General features: G+C 62.9%; 12 protein-coding genes. 4 read left to right on the forward strand and 8 right to left on the reverse strand.

Annotated elements, in window-relative coordinates:
- Window positions 1-153 precede the first annotated feature (153 nt).
- Window positions 154-3,690 (forward strand): carboxylic acid reductase, encoded by a 3,537-nt coding sequence (gene car, locus ACL02S_RS00485; protein ID WP_412800219.1) that lies wholly within the window; start codon window positions 154-156, stop codon window positions 3,688-3,690.
- A gap of 92 nt (window positions 3,691-3,782) precedes the next feature.
- Here car and ACL02S_RS00490 read toward each other — a convergent pair whose 3' ends face one another.
- From ACL02S_RS00490 to ACL02S_RS00500, 3 genes are all read right to left on the reverse strand, one after another.
- Window positions 3,783-5,438: a sulfatase-like hydrolase/transferase gene (locus tag ACL02S_RS00490; protein ID WP_412800220.1), complete on the reverse strand. Its 1,656-nt coding sequence runs from the start codon at window positions 5,436-5,438 to the stop codon at window positions 3,783-3,785.
- A gap of 242 nt (window positions 5,439-5,680) precedes the next feature.
- Window positions 5,681-6,352, reverse strand: a complete 672-nt coding sequence (locus tag ACL02S_RS00495; protein ID WP_412800221.1) for a PAS and ANTAR domain-containing protein — start codon at window positions 6,350-6,352, stop codon at window positions 5,681-5,683.
- A gap of 118 nt (window positions 6,353-6,470) precedes the next feature.
- Window positions 6,471-7,127, reverse strand: coding sequence for a YcnI family protein (locus tag ACL02S_RS00500; protein WP_412800222.1), 657 nt, complete (start codon window positions 7,125-7,127; stop codon window positions 6,471-6,473).
- 256 nt (window positions 7,128-7,383) lie between these two features.
- Here ACL02S_RS00500 and ACL02S_RS00505 point away from each other — a divergent pair, with 256 nt between their 5' ends.
- Window positions 7,384-8,079, forward strand: a complete 696-nt coding sequence (locus tag ACL02S_RS00505; RefSeq protein WP_412800223.1) for a type 1 glutamine amidotransferase domain-containing protein — start codon at window positions 7,384-7,386, stop codon at window positions 8,077-8,079.
- 73 nt (window positions 8,080-8,152) lie between these two features.
- On the opposite strand, the gene ACL02S_RS00510 is transcribed toward ACL02S_RS00505, so the two are convergent.
- From ACL02S_RS00510 to ACL02S_RS00525, 4 genes are all read right to left on the reverse strand, one after another.
- On the reverse strand, window positions 8,153-8,599 hold the full coding sequence (locus ACL02S_RS00510; RefSeq protein ID WP_412800224.1) for a response regulator: 447 nt from the start codon (window positions 8,597-8,599) through the stop codon (window positions 8,153-8,155).
- The gene (locus ACL02S_RS00515) at window positions 8,596-10,236 is read right to left on the reverse strand and encodes a sensor histidine kinase (RefSeq protein ID WP_412800225.1); all 1,641 of its coding nucleotides are present in this window, start codon (window positions 10,234-10,236) and stop codon (window positions 8,596-8,598) included. Before ACL02S_RS00515 ends, ACL02S_RS00510 begins: the two co-directional genes overlap by 4 nt.
- The gene (locus ACL02S_RS00520; protein WP_412800226.1) at window positions 10,233-11,441 is read right to left on the reverse strand and encodes a PP2C family protein-serine/threonine phosphatase; all 1,209 of its coding nucleotides are present in this window, start codon (window positions 11,439-11,441) and stop codon (window positions 10,233-10,235) included. Before ACL02S_RS00520 ends, ACL02S_RS00515 begins: the two co-directional genes overlap by 4 nt.
- 309 nt (window positions 11,442-11,750) lie before the next feature.
- Window positions 11,751-11,915, reverse strand: coding sequence for a hypothetical protein (locus tag ACL02S_RS00525; RefSeq protein WP_412800227.1), 165 nt, complete (start codon window positions 11,913-11,915; stop codon window positions 11,751-11,753).
- Between the two features lie 355 nt (window positions 11,916-12,270).
- Between ACL02S_RS00525 and ACL02S_RS00530 the strand changes: the two genes are divergently transcribed.
- The gene (locus ACL02S_RS00530) at window positions 12,271-13,728 is read left to right on the forward strand and encodes a catalase (protein ID WP_412800228.1); all 1,458 of its coding nucleotides are present in this window, start codon (window positions 12,271-12,273) and stop codon (window positions 13,726-13,728) included.
- Between the two features lie 99 nt (window positions 13,729-13,827).
- On the opposite strand, the gene ACL02S_RS00535 is transcribed toward ACL02S_RS00530, so the two are convergent.
- Window positions 13,828-15,549 carry a GMC oxidoreductase gene (locus ACL02S_RS00535; RefSeq protein ID WP_412800229.1) on the reverse strand — a complete coding sequence of 574 codons (1,722 nt, stop codon included), beginning with the start codon at window positions 15,547-15,549 and terminating at the stop codon, window positions 13,828-13,830.
- 201 nt (window positions 15,550-15,750) lie between these two features.
- Here ACL02S_RS00535 and ACL02S_RS00540 point away from each other — a divergent pair, with 201 nt between their 5' ends.
- Window positions 15,751-16,449: a TetR/AcrR family transcriptional regulator gene (locus tag ACL02S_RS00540; protein WP_412800230.1), complete on the forward strand. Its 699-nt coding sequence runs from the start codon at window positions 15,751-15,753 to the stop codon at window positions 16,447-16,449.
- The last annotated feature ends 256 nt before the right edge of the window (window positions 16,450-16,705 follow it).

Here is a 16,705-nt window from a genome sequence, read left to right on the forward strand (position 1 = left end):
CTCTGGTGATAGCAGCCGGTGCGAAAAATTCGATGTATAAGATGTGTATTGAGCACTCAGTGCCCTAGATATTTTTCGCGCCTATTTTTCTGCAGTGCTCGAACAAATGGAGGTATCGGCAAGAGGCGAATTTTCGCAGCAAGGAGGCCTGCTGTGCAGACGGAGACACGGACCGAGCATCTCGTGGACCGTATTGCGGAATTATACGCGGAATACGACGACATCCGCAAAGCCGCGCCGCGCGCGGAAATTGTCGAGCAGATCCACCAACCGGATTTGCGACTGGCGCAGGTCATCGAGACGGCTATGATCGGCTATGCCGATCGTCCTGCTCTCGGGCAACGTGCGACCGAGCTGCGTATCGACGAAAAGACCGGCCGTGCCCGCCTGACGCCGCTGCCGAAGTATCACACCATCACCTACGGCCAGTTGTGGGAGCGGGTACGCACAGTGGCGGCAGCATGGCACGGTGCTGCGGATAATCCGCTGCGCACTGGCGATTTCGTAGCCATGCTCGGCTTTATCAGCAGTGATTACGTCACTCTCGATCTGGCGTGTGCTTCGTTGGGGTTGGTGTCGGTTCCGCTGCAATCCAGTGCTCCGCGTGCGCAGCTGAACGCGATCGTCGCCGAGACAACACCGCAGCTGCTCGCAGCCACGCCCGAGCTGCTCGACGCGGCTGTGGAGTGTGTCCTGTCCGTTCCCGTACGGCGGCTGCTGGTCTTCGACTATCACCCTGATGACGACGATCAACGCGCAGCGTTCGACGCGGCGAGGGAACGCCTGGCCGCCGCGGGCAGCCCGGTGCTCGTCGAAACATTCGACGAACTACTCGCGCGGGGCAGCGGGCTGCCGCCTGCCCCGCTGTATATCGCCGAGCCGGACGAGGACCCCCTGGCATTGCTGATCTACACCTCGGGAAGCACGGGAAAGCCCAAGGGAGCGATGCACCCCGAGCGATTGGTTACCGCGGGTTGGCAGTCGGGTCTCGTGGAATGGCTGAATCAGCCGGAGGTTCCCGCGATTTGTCTCGGCTACTTGCCGATGAGTCATATCGCCGGTCGGATGTCGTTGACCAGTGCGCTCGCCCGCGGCGGCACCATGTATTTAGCGGCGAAAAGCGATATGTCGACGCTTTTCGAGGATATCGCGCTGGTCCGGCCGACCGAACTGCTCCTTGTTCCACGGGTGTGCGATATGGTCTTTCAACGTTTCCAGAGCGAGATGAGCCGGCGTAGCGGGCCGGGGGTGGATCAGGTCACGCTGGAAACGGATGTGCGAACCGAACTGCGCGAACATTTCCTCGGCGGGCGTTGTGCCACCGTGTTGTGCGGCAGCGCTCCATTGTCGGCGGAGATGAAGTCCTTCATGGAGTCGGTGCTCGAGCTGGAGCTCCATGATGGTTACGGTTCTACCGAGGCGGGCGGGGGAATTATGGTCGACAACCAGTTGAAGCGACCACCGGTGCTCGACTACAAGCTCGTCGATGTCCCCGAACTGGGTTACTTCCGGACCGATCGGCCGCATCCACGTGGTGAGCTGCTGGTGAAGAGCACCAGGATTTTTCCCGGCTACTACAAGCGACCCGAGGCCACCGCCGAGGTCTTCGATCCGGACGGTTTCTATCGCACCGGCGATATCGTCGCTGAACTCGAACCGGATCGGCTGGTCTATGTCGATCGGCGCAATAACGTGCTGAAGCTCTCCCAAGGCGAGTTCGTCGCGGTCGCCCAGCTGGAGGCCATGTACGCGACCAGCCCACTGGTCCGGCAGATCTTCGTCTACGGCAGCAGCGAGCGCGCCTATCTACTCGCCGTGATCGTACCCACCGCCGCCGCGTGGGCCGGTAGAACTTCCACCGAAGTGAAAGCAGCGCTGAGCGAGTCGCTGCACCAGCTGGCCGAGGAGGCAGGCCTGCGTCCCTATGAGATCCCGCGCGACTTCCTGATCGAGACGGAGCCGTTCAGCACCGGCAATGGATTGTTGAGCGGCATCGGCAAATTACTGCGGCCCAAACTCAAAGAGCGTTATGAGCCGCGCCTGCAACAGCTGTATGCCGAACTGGCGGCCGAGCAGGTGAACGAGCTACGCCATTTGCACCGTATCGCGGCCGATCGGCCGGTACTGGAGACGGTGAGCCGGGCCGCCACCTCCCTGCTCGGGCACCCAGGTACCGAGCTGCGCCCCGAGGTACATTTCACCGATCTCGGTGGTGATTCCCTTTCGGCGCTGTCATTATCGAATCTGCTGCACGAGCTCTTCGATGTCGAGGTCCCGGTCTCGGTGCTGATCAGCCCGGCGAACAATCTGCGTGATGTGGCGGATTACATTGCGGCCGAACGTACGTCGGGTAGACAGCGGGCGACATTCACCGCCGTGCACGACGACAGCGCACAGATCCGTGCCACTGATCTCACCCTGGACAAGTTCCTCGACGCATCCCTCCTCGCCGCGGCACCTACGCTGCCGAGCGCTACTACCGCACGGACGGTACTGCTCACCGGGGCGAACGGTTATCTCGGCCGCTTCTTGTGCCTGGAGTGGTTACAGCGGCTGCATGAGACCGGTGGGACGCTCATCTGCCTGATCCGGGGCACCGACGCGACCGTAGCGCGGCAGCGGCTCGCGGCCGTTTTCGACAGTGGCGACCCCATGCTGATCCAGCGATTCCAGAAGCTGGCCGCTGAGCACCTCGAGGTGATATCCGGCGATATCGAGGAGCAGGAGCTCGGACTGGACGAGGCGGTATGGGATCGGCTGGCCGAGCGCGTGGATATGATCGTGCATCCGGCGGCATTGGTCAATCATGTCCTGCCGTATCGGCAGCTGTTCGGGCCGAATGTGGTCGGCACCGCGGAGCTGATCCGGCTGGCCGTTACCACCCGGCTGAAGCCGTTCGTCTATTTGTCGACCGTCGGGGTGGCCGCAGGAGTTGATCCGAGCGTTTTCACCGAAGACGGGGATATTCGTGAGATCAGCCCGGTGCGCGCCATAGACGACAGTTATGCCAATGGCTACGGAAACAGCAAATGGGCAGGCGAGGTGCTGTTGCGCGAGGCAAATGAGCTGTGTGGGCTGCCAGTAGCGGTGTTCCGTTCGGACATGATTCTCGCTGACAGCCGTTACACCGGTCAGCTCAATGTGCCGGATATGTTCACCCGGTTGCTGCTGAGCCTGCTCGCCACCGGAATCGCGCCGTTCTCTTTCTATCCCACCGACGCCGATGGTAACCGGGTGCGCGCCCACTACGACGGCCTGCCCGTCGATTTCACCGCGGCGGCGATCACCACCGTTGGCGCCGCCGCGGCGAACTCGACGAAGTCCGCGAGCTACCAGAGTTTCGACGTGCTCAACCCACACGACGACGGCCGCTCCCTCGACGAGTTCGTCGACTGGCTGATCGCCGCGGGGTATCAGATCGAACGAATCACCGATTACGACCAGTGGTTCGCTCGTTTCGAGACCGCACTGCGGGCGCTACCCCTCGAGCAACGCCGAGCATCCTTGCTGCCTTTACTGCATGGCTTCCGCCATCCGCTCCCCGCAGTGCGCGGCTCCGTGCTTCCGACGGAGAAATTCCGCTCGGCGGTCCGGGCTGCGAAAATCGGTGTCGACCAGGATATTCCACGGATATCCCGAGAACTCATCGAAAAGTACGCCACCGACCTGAAAGCGCTCGGCCTACTGTGAGCGTATGGCCGGGCGCCGGGTATCAGTGCTGCGGCCACGCTTCGTGATGTGGCGTGGAAGGCTTCTCCATCACTGGGGCCTGGGATATCGGCTCAGCCCGGTCGTGGCACGAAATCCTGGCCGAAACGTTCCGCTTGGGCCAGCAGATCGGATCGCGCCGCGAAGTAGTCGCTGATCCCTTCTTCCTGAGCGGCCTTCAGATAGGGTGGCAGCGGCTGCTGGATCTCGTTCCGAATGACATTGTCCAGCAGCGGTTCCATTGTGCCGCGCAACGGATTACCGGTCTCGTTCTGATTATCGAGCTCCAGCCGGCCGCCGTCGGTGCTGTAATCGTAGAGTTCGAACTCCTGCGGCTGGGCCGCATCGATCCGGATCTGGTTTTTCACCCAGTGCGAATAGGACGTGAATTTCGCCTCGGCGGTGCGCACCATCGCCACATGGCCTGGCGCGTTCTGGTTGAACAGCATGGCTGCTTCTTCGATCGAGGCTTCATCGGTGGTGTGCGCGACCCACGGTCTGCCCGCGGCGCCGGAGTTACGGCACAGTTCGGCGAGGTCGTAGCGCCCGCGGAGGTGTTCATAGCGGCCGTCACCGCGCCAGCCGTTGCCACCGGTGCCGATGGTGAGCAACAGCGGAGTGAGATCAACGCTGGAGGTGAGCTGGCTGCGAGTACTTGTGCCATCGACCGGACTGAGATAGCCGCGCGGATCGTGCACATAGAACGGTACACGGATGGCCTCGTCGTAGGCGCCGCCGCCCTTGCCGTGCAGGCCGTGCGAGCCGGCGTAGTCGCCGTGATCGGAGGTGAAGATGATGACGGTGTTGGCCGCGACCTCGGGCTGGGAGTACAAGGTGTCGAGCACGCGCCCGATCTGGATGTCGACTTGCTGTTGCAGCCACAGATACAGGTTGCGCATCTCGATCCAGGCCTGCATGGCCTCAGGAGTGCCGTAGGGGGCGAGCCCGAACGCCGCGATCGAGACCTCGACCAGCGCCATCTGCAGCCGCGGTTTCCGCGACAACTGTTCCAGTGATTCGAAGTTCGGTGGCAGCTCGTTCATCCAGCGTGGGATATCGGTGTTGTACTGGTCGCGGCGGGTCCAGCGCGGCCACCACTGGATATCGTGCGGATTGACCAGCGAGACGGTGGTGCACCACGGCGCGTTCCCCGAGGCATTGTGGAACCAGTCGACGAACTGGTCGGCGATCTTCGGATCGGCTTGCAGCCCTTGCCCCGGCGCGCCGTTGGGGGAGGGATAGGTGCCGCCGTGGAAGCCGTAGGCCTCCAGTGCGCCCGGCGTGCGGTCCGGATAGCTGCCGAGATGCCATTTACCCCACCAGGTGGTGTCGTAGCCGTGCTCGCGCAGCATCGATCCCCAGGTGGGGAACTTCGGCGACAAGGTCGAACCGGAGACGATCATGACCCCGGTCTGATGGGAGTACAGGCCGGTCAGCAGGCAGCCGCGAGCGGCGGTGCAGTCGTTGGCCGCGGTGTAGTGGTTGTCCAGTGACACACTCCCGCGGCGAATCCTGGCGACATTCGGCAACACACTGTCCAAGGTGGCCTGATCGGGAAACCACATCGGCGCGCGCATCTCATCCACGACGATCACCAGGATGTTGGGCTTGTTCGGATCGGTATCCGCGCGTGCCTTGCCGGGAGCTGCCCCGGCCGAGACCGTCGCGGCGGCTGTTGCGGAAGCGGCCGCGCTGCTCAGAAATCCCCTTCGGTTGAACGAACTCGTCAATGTTCCTCCACGAATGAGTGAATGAGTGAGCAAGATTCGTAGCGTGCAGACTCCGTCGTTCACGGCGGAGACAACGCATCGTATGCGTGACTCGGGAATCTACCGCGTTCAGGCGGGAGAAGAAGTCAACGTAACATCGCCAGTACTCCCAGGCCGGGACCGTTACGTGGCGAACTGGATGCGTTCCTGACGGGTCTACCGGCGAGTGCTCTTCCGGAGGGGCAGGCGACCGGATTTCGTGGTCAGTCGGTGGCGGTCACCCGGTGGTGGACGGTCAGCAGAATATGGTCGAACCTGGTGCGTTGCTGGGTCGCCGCCCCACCCATCGCGACGATATCGGCGACGAGTTGTTCGGCCAGGACGCGGATCTTGGTGTTGGTTTCCTGCGAGCGCCAGCGCAGCACCCGGAACGCCTGATCGGCATTGATTCCGTACACGAACATGACGATGCCTTTGGCCTGTTCGATCACGGCCCGAGCGTCGATCAGGTCGGGCAGCAGGTCGTCGAGGGCTTCCTGATGGTGGTCCTCGAGTGTTTCGGTGACATCGATGTAGTAGCCGGTGGTGCCGATCACTACGTCGTGTTCGTCGAGCAGCTGTTCACCGATCACGATCACTTGGTGCGTATCGCCCGAGGTGTCGATGACCCGGTGGCGGCTGCAGAACGGCGTGCCGTTCTCGATGGCGTCGGCGAGCGTCGCGGCGACATCGTCACGGTCGTCCGGATGCTGATGGTTCAGCAGCAGTTCAGTGGATGGCTCGACCTCCTCGGGGGAGTATCCGTGCATCGCGGCGGTATCCGCTGACCATTCCCACCGCTGATCGGTGAACCAGAACCGAAAACTGCCGATGTTGGGGCAGTCGCCGAGTACCGTACGCTCGATGTCCTGCTCGCGCTGTCCCGTATTTGTCACAGATACAGTATGGCCCGCCTGCCTCGTTCGGCGGAGCCGGTGCGATTGCCGGATCCGCCGAAGCGTCGGCACAGTGGGCCGCTGTCGTGCCGTTATCGATCACTGGTAGCGCTGAGGGTCAGGGCCTGCGGCGGACCCCGAAGCCGATCGCGGTGATCAGAGCGACGGCCCCGAGCGCGACGCCGATACCGCCCAGCCATCGGGCGGCGGTGTCGTCGGCGGAATCTTCCGCGGTCGCGGACCGGATATCACCGTGATCGGCGGTGCCATCGGATTGCTTGGTCATCAGGGTCAGTACCGGCGCCGGGAATGCGAGTTCCTCTTCTCCGGACTCCGGCTCCTGTTCCCACCGTACGACCTGGCCGTCCTCGTAGGTCTGGACCGCGGGCATGACGATATTCCCGGTATCGGGCAGTCCGTTGGCGAGTACTGCGAACTGACCGAATTGCCCGGGGGCGATCCCGCTACCCGGATCCGCGGTCCAGGTGATGTAGAGGGCGTCGTCATCCGTGTTCTTGCGCACCGCTGCCGTCCAACCCGGCATCGCCTCGGTATCGGCGGTGGTCACCCCGGGAATCCGCACTCGGAACTCCACCGTGGGGCTGTCCGTTGCCGATTCGTTCGGCACCCGATAGACCAACACTGCCGAGCCACCGCGAGAGGCATTCGGAGCGGATACGGTGACATGGGCACACGCGGGAGCGGCCGCGGCAGCGACAAGCATTGCGGCCCCGGCGCCTGCGACGGCGCTCCGCGTAATCCAAGAACGGTTCATCGACGAACTCTCCTTCGTACCGAGGGAACGAACGCAACCGATGCTCTCCGGGAAGATCGAACTCTCTGGACAATAGGCCACCGGGGTACTCGGATGAGGGAGGCCGGGGTGAAAATGGTTAGATGCTTGCCGCTCTATAGCCGCCGTGCCTTCCGGCGCGGGAGCAGCTCAGCCGCGGAGGGAATGCTGGGATCGGCGCGATATGAATCGATGATCGAACCTGCGGGCAGGTTCCGGATGATGGAGGTGACAGACCATGTCGAAAATCCTTTTCGTGATGACCGGTGTCGATTACTGGACATTGGCCGATGGGAGCAAGCATCCGACCGGCTTCTGGGCCGAAGAGTTCGTGGTGCCTTTCGAGAAATTGAAGGCCGCTGGGTATGAGATCGTGGTCGCCACCCCGGGTGGCGTGGTACCGAGTGTGGACAAGGGGAGCCTCGCCGCGGAGGTCAACGGTGGTCAGGAAACTGCAGAGTACCGGGCACAGGTGATCGCCACGAGCGCCGAACTGAACAACCCCATCGAATTGGCCGGGGTGGATCCGGCTGATTACGTGGCGGTGTTCTACCCGGGCGGGCACGGACCGATGGAAGACCTCGCGGTCGATAGCACCTCCGGACGACTGCTCACCGCCGTCCTTGCCTCAGGCAAACCCCTGGCCGTGGTATGCCATGCTCCGGCAGCACTGCTTGCCGCGAACACAGACGACGGAACCAACGCTTTCGCCGGCTATACCCTGACCGGTTTCACCAATGCCGAAGAAACGCAGGCTGGTTTAGCGGATAAGGCCAAATGGCTGTTGCAGGATCGCTTGGTCGGGATCGGTGCCGATTTCCGCGAGGCCGATCCGTGGACACCGAATGTGGTGGTGGACCGCACCCTGATCACGGGCCAGAATCCGGCTTCTTCGGCAGGTGTGGCCGATGAACTGCTGCGGAAGCTGGCCTGAGCGCGAGGCTGTGCCTCCGGGGACTCAGCGCGGTGCGGCCGGGCCCGGCCGCACCGCGGCGGAACCGTGCTCATTACGGCTGCTGACGCGGTAGCCGGACGACCTGGACGAAAAAATCATCGATCTGCTTGATCGCGGCGACGAACTGATCGAGATCGACCGGTTTGGTGACATACGCGTTCGCATGCAATCGGTAGCTGCGCAGGATGTCCTCTTCTGCCGCCGAAGTGGTCAGGACCACCACCGGAATATGGGAGAGGTCGGGGTCGGCCTTGATCTTCTCCAGCACCTGCCTACCGTCGTATTTGGGCAGGTTGAGATCGAGCAGGATGAGATCGGGTCGCGGTGCGTTCGCGTGCGTGCCTTGCCGGTAGAGGAAATCGAGTGCTTCTTCCCCGTCTCTGGTGACGTGCAGCGTATTGCCGATCTTGTTGTCCTCGAAGGCCTCACGCGTCATCAGCTCGTCGCCGGGATCGTCTTCGACGAGCAGGATATCGATGGGTCTGCTTGGGGTGGTCATACGGTGGCTCCTGCGAGAGATGCGGCGTCAGCGGCACGGGGAGTGGTGGCGGATTCGGTGGTGCGCACGGTGAAACAGAAACGAGTGCCAGTGGTGTAGTCGGTGTCGATCCAGATCCGGCCACCGTGGTACTCCACGATCTTCTTGCAGATGGCCAGCCCGATACCGGTTCCGCTGTATTCGTCGCGAGTGTGTAGCCGTTGGAAGATGACGAAGACCTTCTCGGCGAACTCGGGCGCGATCCCGATGCCGTTATCGGATACCGACAGCAGCCAGCTCTCGGTGTCGTCGGTCGGTGCGCAGGTGATGGTGAGTTCCGGCGCCGCACTCGGTCGGCGGAACTTGATGGCGTTGGCGATCAAGTTCTGCCAGAGCATGGTCAGCAGGGTCGGATCACCGAGTATCTCCGGTAGTTCGTCCGGGCGTTTGATCTGCGTGCCGGTGTCCTCGATCGAGGAGGAGAGATTGGTCAGTGCCTTGTCAAGGGACTGGTCGAGGCGAACGGGTTCGTTGCGATCGCTGATCCGGCCGACCCGGGAAAAGGTGAGCAGGTCGTTGATCAGCACTTGCATCCGTTTGGCGCCGTCGACGGCGAAGTCGATGTACTGCTTGCCGCGCTCGTCGAGCTGATCGCTGTATCGCTTTTCCAGCAGCTGACAGAACGAGGCCACCTTGCGCAACGGTTCCTGGAGGTCGTGCGAGGCGACGTAGGCGAACTGTTCCAGCTCGCTGTTGGAACGACGCAGCTCCTCGGCTTGCAGGTCCAGATCGGTCTTCTGCGCGGCAAGTACTGCTTCGGTAGTGCGGGAGGTAGCGAGTTCGGTGACGATGCGCCTGCGCATGCTTTCGACCGCATTCGAGACTGCCGTGAGGTCGGCTGGGCCGTGCGCATCGATGTGATGGTCGAAGTCGCCGCTCGCGACCCGTAGCGAAGCATCCGTCAGGTCATTCAGCGGCCGGACGACCAGCCGCCGGATCAGGACAGTCAGCAGCACGCCGGTGAGCAGAAATGTGGTGATCAGTCCGGCCAGTACCACGTTCCGGACGGTACGTGCCTGCGCGAGTTCGTCCTTGTCCTGTTCGATCGCCGCCGCGAGATTGCTGTTCTGCGTATCGAAGCCGACGCGCAACGCATCGAACAGCGCCTTACCGCGTTCGGCGACAGCAGGATCGACGCCATTGATCGTGTGCAGCGCTGCTGTATGCGAGGTGACGACGGCAATCAGCGGTTCGGCGTATCCGCTGCGCCACTGCTGTGCGGACAGTTCCAGCGCGTCGAGTTCGTCGAGCAGCGATTGCCGGTCGGACAACAGCTCCCGCATCCGGGCTGCCGACTGTGCCTCGTCCTGTGTGCCGTCGTTGTACGGTTTCAGGAACTGTGGGTCGGCGGTAATGGCATAGCCACGCAGGCCGGTTTCCTGATCGACCAGGGCACTCTGTAACCGGTAGGCCTCGGCCGCAGCGGGGAGAGACTGATCGAGCAGCCGGTCGGTGACCCGGTCGGTTTGCGTGATCACCTGGGTGCCTGCCGCGGCACCGAGGAGTACCAGCAGCACCATCGCGGCCAGCACCAGCTGAAACCAGGCCTGCGCAGTCAAGCGAGCGCTTATCCGCGCAGGCTCGATTGTCGTTGTCATCGCGTGTCATCCTGTCCTAGACCGTCTCGACTCCACCCCAGATACAGAATCGCGACATCATCGTCCAAACCGCCGGTCATGTCGGCCAGGGCTTCCACGCGGCCGATGAGCTCGTCGACGAACGATTCGGGATGTTCGGTGTACGCGGCGCGGGCGATCTCCATCAGACCCTGCTCACCGAGTCGCTGCTGGTTCGTACCGACCCGGCCCTCGAAGAGCCCGTCGGTGAAGACCATCAGCCCGCAGTCCAGCGGTAGCTCCAACTCGTGTACCGGCCATTCGGCACGACCGGGCAAGAAGCCGAGCGCGGGCCCGGCGGGAACCTCGACCCAGCTCAACCCGGTCGCTGAGCAGCGCAGCATACCAGGGTGCCCGGCCCGGAGTACCTGCGCGCGCCGCTGACCGGGAAGCAGCACCAGACTGGTGACGGTGGCGAAGGTATGTGCGCTGGAACGTTCCGCCAGCAGTACCTGTTCGAGCAGCCGCAGCTGCGGTGTGCCGGTGACTCCACTGAGGATGAGCGTGCGCCAGGCCAACCGCAGTGCCACGCCGGTCGCCGCCGCATCCGGTCCGTGCCCGGATACATCACCGATAACGGCGTGCACGGTACCGTCGGTGTCCTGAACGACATCGTAGAAGTCCCCGCCGAGCAGGGAGTGTGCCCGGCCGGGGCGATACCGTGCGACGATGTCGACGATCGTGTGGTCGTGCAGCAGGGGAGTCGGCAACAGACCGCGTTCGAGGCGGGCGTTCTCCTGCGCGCGCATATGGCTGGCCTGCAGCGCCGCGCTGGTGCGCTCGGCCTGCTTGCGCTGGATCGCGTAGCGTACGGCGCGCCCGAACAATTCGGGCTCAACCCGGCCTTTGACCAAGTAGTCCTGGGCTCCTGCCGCTACTGCGGCCAAACCGGTCTGCTCTTGGTCGAGACCTGTCATCACGACGATCGCGACTTGATCAGTGTGCGCCCGGATCCGCTCCAGCGCTTCCAGCCCGTTGGCATCGGGCAGATGCAGATCCAGCAGTACACAGTCGGGCCGGGAAACAGCCAGGTAATCGCCCGCCTCGGCCAATGACTTGACCCAGTCCAGCCGCAGTCCGGGCGCACCGTCGACGACAAGCTCCTCGACGAGCAGGGCGTCGCCGGGGTCGTCCTCGATCAGCAGTACGGACGGCGGTGCCCACGGGTGGTTCCCGTTCGCGGTCACCTCAGGGTTTTGTTTCGCTCCGTCATGCTGCATGGACGCCACCGCCCATGGGTGCGGTTGCCATTGGAGCAGTCGCTACGCATGCAGTTGTTGCAGAAGGGATGGCAGCACCGCCACTGCTGCCGTCGTCGGCAGGCACCGACAACGTGGCCTCCGTTCACCATAGGGCGGCACCAGCGCACGCCGACTGTCTCGACGGCCACTTGCTGGACCGCGAGACAGCCATGATCGTATCCGATCACAGACCTGACCGGGATCTGGCGATATCGACCTGTGGAAAGGGCGTCCGGGGGAATGCTCCGCGGGCAATCAGACCGTTGTGCGCGTGAGTTGTGTGGCAGTCTGCTCGGCATGGTGGAGTGCGCCGATATGGTGCGCGGCTCGGAGTTCCGCCAAGCTGCGTGCGACGAGCGTGGCATGGGCCGCGATGACGGCCAGGGAGGCCGAGCCGATCGCAGCGAGAAGCACAACCACGACAGATACCGGTCCTTTCGGATGTGAGCCGGCCTGAATGCCCGCTCTATGCGGCAGCGAACTCGCGTTGGCTTTTCCCGGCAAACGCGCGCTTCCGTCTCCAACATGCCCAGGAGTCTGCCGAACAAACATGCTGATTTCCGGCGATTCGCCCGCCTGGTGTCTCGGCGTGGGCGGCTTCGGCTCTCGGCGATCGGGTCGAAGAACCCGACACTGCCCCACATACCAGGCTGTACCGGTATGACCGGGGTATTGCCGGAGCAACTTTCTCAGCTGTTGTGCTCTTCTCGCCGAAAGGCCCGGTCAACGGTAGTTTGAGGAGTGGGAACTCGGGAGGTAGGAGAGGAGTAGAGAGATGTCTGATCCGAACTACACCACCGATGATGCCGGTATTCCGGTCCCCAGCGACGAGCACTCGCTGACCGTCGGGCCCGACGGCCCGATTCTGCTGAACGATGCCTATCTGATCGAGAAGATGGCGGCGTTCAATCGGGAACGGGTGCCCGAACGACAGCCGCATGCGAAGGGTGGCGGGGCTTTCGGCGTATTCGAAGTCACTGAGGATGTGAGCGCCTACACGATGGCCGAGGTGTTCCAGCCGGGGAAGAAGACGGAGATGGTGGCCCGTTTTTCCACGGTAGCCGGTGAGCGGGGTAGCCCGGACACCTGGCGGGATCCGCGGGGATTCGCCCTGAAGTTCTACACCGAGCAGGGCAATTTCGATATGGTCGGCAACAACACCCCGATCTTCTTCGTCCGCGATCCGATGAAGTTCCAGGACTTCATCCGTTCCCAGAAACGCCGCGCGGACAACAATCTGCGTGATCACGACATGCAATGGGACTTCTGGACGCTGTCACCGGAATCCGCTCATCAGGTGACCTGGCTGATGGGTGATCGAGGTGTCCCGCGCACCTGGCGGCATATGAACGGCTACTCCAGCCACACCTATCTGTGGATCAATGCCGCCGGGGAACGGTTCTGGGTCAAGTATCACTTCAAGACCGATCAGGGTATCGAGTTCTTCACCCAAGAAGAAGCCGATCAGATGGCTGCGCGTGACACCGATTACCACGTTCGTGATCTGTGGGAGGCGATCGCGGGTGGCGACTATCCGAGCTGGACGCTGAAGATGCAGATCATGCCGTTCGAAGAGGCGAAGACCTATCGGTTCAACCCCTTCGATCTGACCAAGGTGTGGCCACACAGCGACTATCCACTGGTCGAGGTCGGCCGGATGACGCTGAACCGCAACCCGGCGAACTATCACACCGAGATCGAACAGGCGGCATTCGAACCGAGCAGTTCGGTGCCAGGCACCGGGCCGAGTCCGGACAAGATGCTGCTGGCCAGATGGTTCTCCTATCCTGACGCCCATCGGTATCGCATCGGCGCCAATTACAAAGAGCTGCCGGTTAATACGGCACATGCCGCCACCGTCCGTTCGTACAGTAAGGATGGTGCGATGCGACACCACAACCCGGGCGACCCGGTGTACGTACCGAACTCGAAGGGTGGCCCGCACGCAGATCCCGCTGTCGCCGGGCCGGTGGCGGGCTGGTACACCGATGGCGATATGGTGCGCCAGGCCTACACCCTCCGCAAGGACGACGACGACTGGGGGCAGGCGGGAACCATGGTTCGCGATGTGCTCGATGACGCGGCGCGCGGGCGGCTGGTCGACAATATCGTCGGCCATCTGCTGGACGGTGTCACCGAGCCAGTACTGGAACGGGCATTCCAGTACTGGCGGAACATCGACAAGAATCTGGGCGATCGGGTGGAGGCAGGCGTGCGCGCCGCGCAAAGCTGACGAGCTGCCCATCGATCTGCTCGGTCGGAGCCGATCAGCGACCGGTGTCGTGCCGGCTATCGAGTAGGTGACCGGCCGTAGCCTGTCGCCGCCGCGTCGCTATCCGGCGGCTGGTGTCTTCCGGATCTCCACGATCGGAAGCACCAGTGCCGCAGGAGAACTCGCCGGTACCGCCGGGGCATTCGGGGCGATCGGTTCGATCCTCCGGTATCCGGTGCCTACCGGAGGCCGGTTATCCACCTCGCCTTTGTTCGGCCAGTACGCCGCCGCGCGTTCGGCTTGCGCGGTGATGGTCAGGGAGGGATTCACCCCCAGATTGGCCGAGACCGCCGCGCCGTCCACCACACTGAGTGTCGGATAGCCGTATACCCGGTGATAGCCGTCGATCACGCCGTGCTCGGCGTCGGCGCCGATCGCAGCGCCGCCGAGGAAGTGCGCGGTGAGTGGGATATTGACGATCTCACCCCAGCTGCCACCCGCGCTGCCGCCGAGCTTCTTCGCGACCCGTCTGGTGAACTCGTTACCCACGGGGATCCAGGTGGGATTGGGCTCGCCGTGCCCCTGCTTGCTGGTGAGCTTGCGACCGAACAATCCACGTTTGGTGTACGTGGTGATCGAATTGTCCAAGTGCTGCATGACCAACGAGATGATGGACCGCTCACTCCAGTTCTTGACGGTCAAAGCGGTGAGCATGTCTCCCGGGTGGAGCAGCACAGCGCCGAGGAAACGCAGCCAGCGGGGGATACGGCCGCCACCGTCGACCATGATGGTCTGTAGCAAGCTCATCGAGTTGGAGCCCTTGCCGTAACGGACCGGCTCGATATGGGTATCCGGTGTGGGGTGGATCGAGGAAGTGATGGCGACTCCACGGGTGAAATCGACATCCCGGGGAAGCTTCCTGGTCGCCGCACCGACAATCGATTCCGAGTTGGTTCGGGTCAGTACACCGAGCCGATCCGAAAGATCGGGCAATACGCCTTGGTCCCGCATAGCGAACAGCAGTTTCTGGGTACCACGGGTACCCGCGGCGAGCACAACATGCGCTGCGGTGAGCGTCTTCGGCTCCTTCCGTAGCCACGCGCCGGTGCGTACGGTGGACACATCCCAGGTCCCGTCGGGATACGGCCGGATCGCCTCGACGGTTGTCATCGGAATGATCTCGGCACCGGCCTTTTCCGCGAGGTACAGGTAGTTCTTCACGAGCGTGTTCTTCGCGCCGTACTTGCACCCCACCATGCAATCACCGCATTCGACACAGCCGGTGCGTTCGGGACCGGCACCGCCGAAGTACGGGTCCGGCACGGTCTTTCCCGGCTCACCGAAGAACACCCCGACAGGTGTCTGTACGAAGGTGTCGCCGACTCCCATATCGTCGGCGACGGCCTTGAAGACCTCATCGGCGGGTGTCATATGTGGGTTGCGCACTACGCCGAGCATCTGCTGAGCCCGCTCGTAGTAGGGAGTCAGCTCTTGGCGCCAATCGGTGATATCGCGCCATTGAGCGTCCTTGAAGAACGGCTCCGGTGGGACATACAGCGTGTTCGCGTAGTTCAGCGAGCCACCGCCGACGCCGGCGCCGCCGAGGATGAGGACATTGCGCAGCGGATGGATGCGCTGGATACCGTAGCAGCCGAGCGCGGGGGCCCAGAGGAACTTCTTCAGCTCCCAGCTGGTCTTGGGCAGCTCGTTGTCGGCGAAGCGTCGGCCCGCTTCCAGTACACCGACCTTGTATCCCTTCTCTACCAGCCGAAGCGCGGTGACGCTGCCGCCGAACCCTGAACCGACGATCAGCACGTCGAAATCCGTCGTCCGCTGGTCCATGTGGAACTCCTCGATCGTGTCATCAGTGACTTGAATTACCCTACTCGCAGAGTGAGTGACAGTTCACAACCCAGTGAGAGCTGATCGACACTCGGCGAGAGCTGATCGACGCAGTGCGGAAACGGGATCGCGGCGACAGTCGTGCAAGAGCATTGCTCGCAATGGTTGACATCGCTCTCATAGGTGCGCAGGGTGGGTGATATGCCGACGACCCCTCGCGCCAGGGCCAGGGCCCGAACCATGAACGATATCGTCAGGATCGGGCGAGAACATTTGGCGAGCAATGGCGCCTCCGCGCTCTCCCTGCGTGCGGTGGCCCGCGATCTGGGAGTGGTTTCCTCGGCCGTCTACCGGTACGTGCGCAGCCGTGACGAACTGCTCACTCTACTCGTGGTCGATGGGTACAACGCGCTCGGTGATACGGTCGACGCCGCACTGCGGGATGCCTCGGATGATCCGATCGACAGCCTGCGCCTCCTCGGCCGCACCGTGCGGCACTGGGCGCTGGCCGAACCCGCGCACTATGGGTTGTTGTTCGGCACACCGGTTCCGGGCTACAGTGCGCCCGCTGCGGAGACCACGGCTCCGGGCACCCGGGTGATCGTGGCCCTGCAAAAGCTGTTCGCCCGCGCGTATCAGGCGGATCTGCTCATCCCCCCGGCACGGGAGGTGCGGGTAACTGCCCCGCTGGCGCAGAGTTTCGCGCGGATTCGTGACGAATTCCAGCTCGATCTGCCCGATTGGCTGATCGCCCGCAGCGTAACGTTCTGGGTCGGCCTGTTCGGTGCGGTGAGCGCCGACGTCTTCGATATGTACGGTGTCGATACCTTCGCCGACCGTAACGAATTGTTCGAACTCCACCTCGACGCGCTGTTGGACATGCTGGGATACCACGGCTGAGGTGCCATTGAACCGCATAGGTGGGGGAGTGGATGGTTCGATCTCGTAGGTAGTTCGACAGGGTAGCGATTGCGGTGCCGGGCAGGGATCGCGGCGTATTCATTCGCACTACCGAGGTCTGGTGGTAGGGGCGAGCAAGGGGTGCCGGATTTGCGGAGCGCTCGATGATGGAGCGGCGAACAGATATTTTTCATGTAGATACGTAGATATTCGCATCTAACTATATATCTACATATCAAAACACAACCAGACATAA

Origin of the sequence: Nocardia spongicola (assembly GCF_047200775.1) — a bacterium.
Classification (GTDB): Bacteria; Actinomycetota; Actinomycetes; order Mycobacteriales; family Mycobacteriaceae; genus Nocardia.

Excerpts from the sequence above, each read along its gene's own strand:
- ACL02S_RS00510 (WP_412800224.1), bottom strand. The coding sequence starts at position 8,599 with ATGACCACCCCAAGCAGACCCATCGATATCCTGCTCGTCGAAGACGAT.
- ACL02S_RS00540 (WP_412800230.1), top strand. The coding sequence starts at position 15,751 with ATGCCGACGACCCCTCGCGCCAGGGCCAGGGCCCGAACCATGAACGAT.
- ACL02S_RS00535 (WP_412800229.1), bottom strand. The coding sequence starts at position 15,549 with ATGGACCAGCGGACGACGGATTTCGACGTGCTGATCGTCGGTTCAGGG.
- ACL02S_RS00515 (WP_412800225.1), bottom strand. The coding sequence starts at position 10,236 with ATGACAACGACAATCGAGCCTGCGCGGATAAGCGCTCGCTTGACTGCG.
- ACL02S_RS00505 (WP_412800223.1), top strand. The coding sequence starts at position 7,384 with ATGTCGAAAATCCTTTTCGTGATGACCGGTGTCGATTACTGGACATTG.
- ACL02S_RS00530 (WP_412800228.1), top strand. The coding sequence starts at position 12,271 with ATGTCTGATCCGAACTACACCACCGATGATGCCGGTATTCCGGTCCCC.
- ACL02S_RS00500 (WP_412800222.1), bottom strand. The coding sequence starts at position 7,127 with ATGAACCGTTCTTGGATTACGCGGAGCGCCGTCGCAGGCGCCGGGGCC.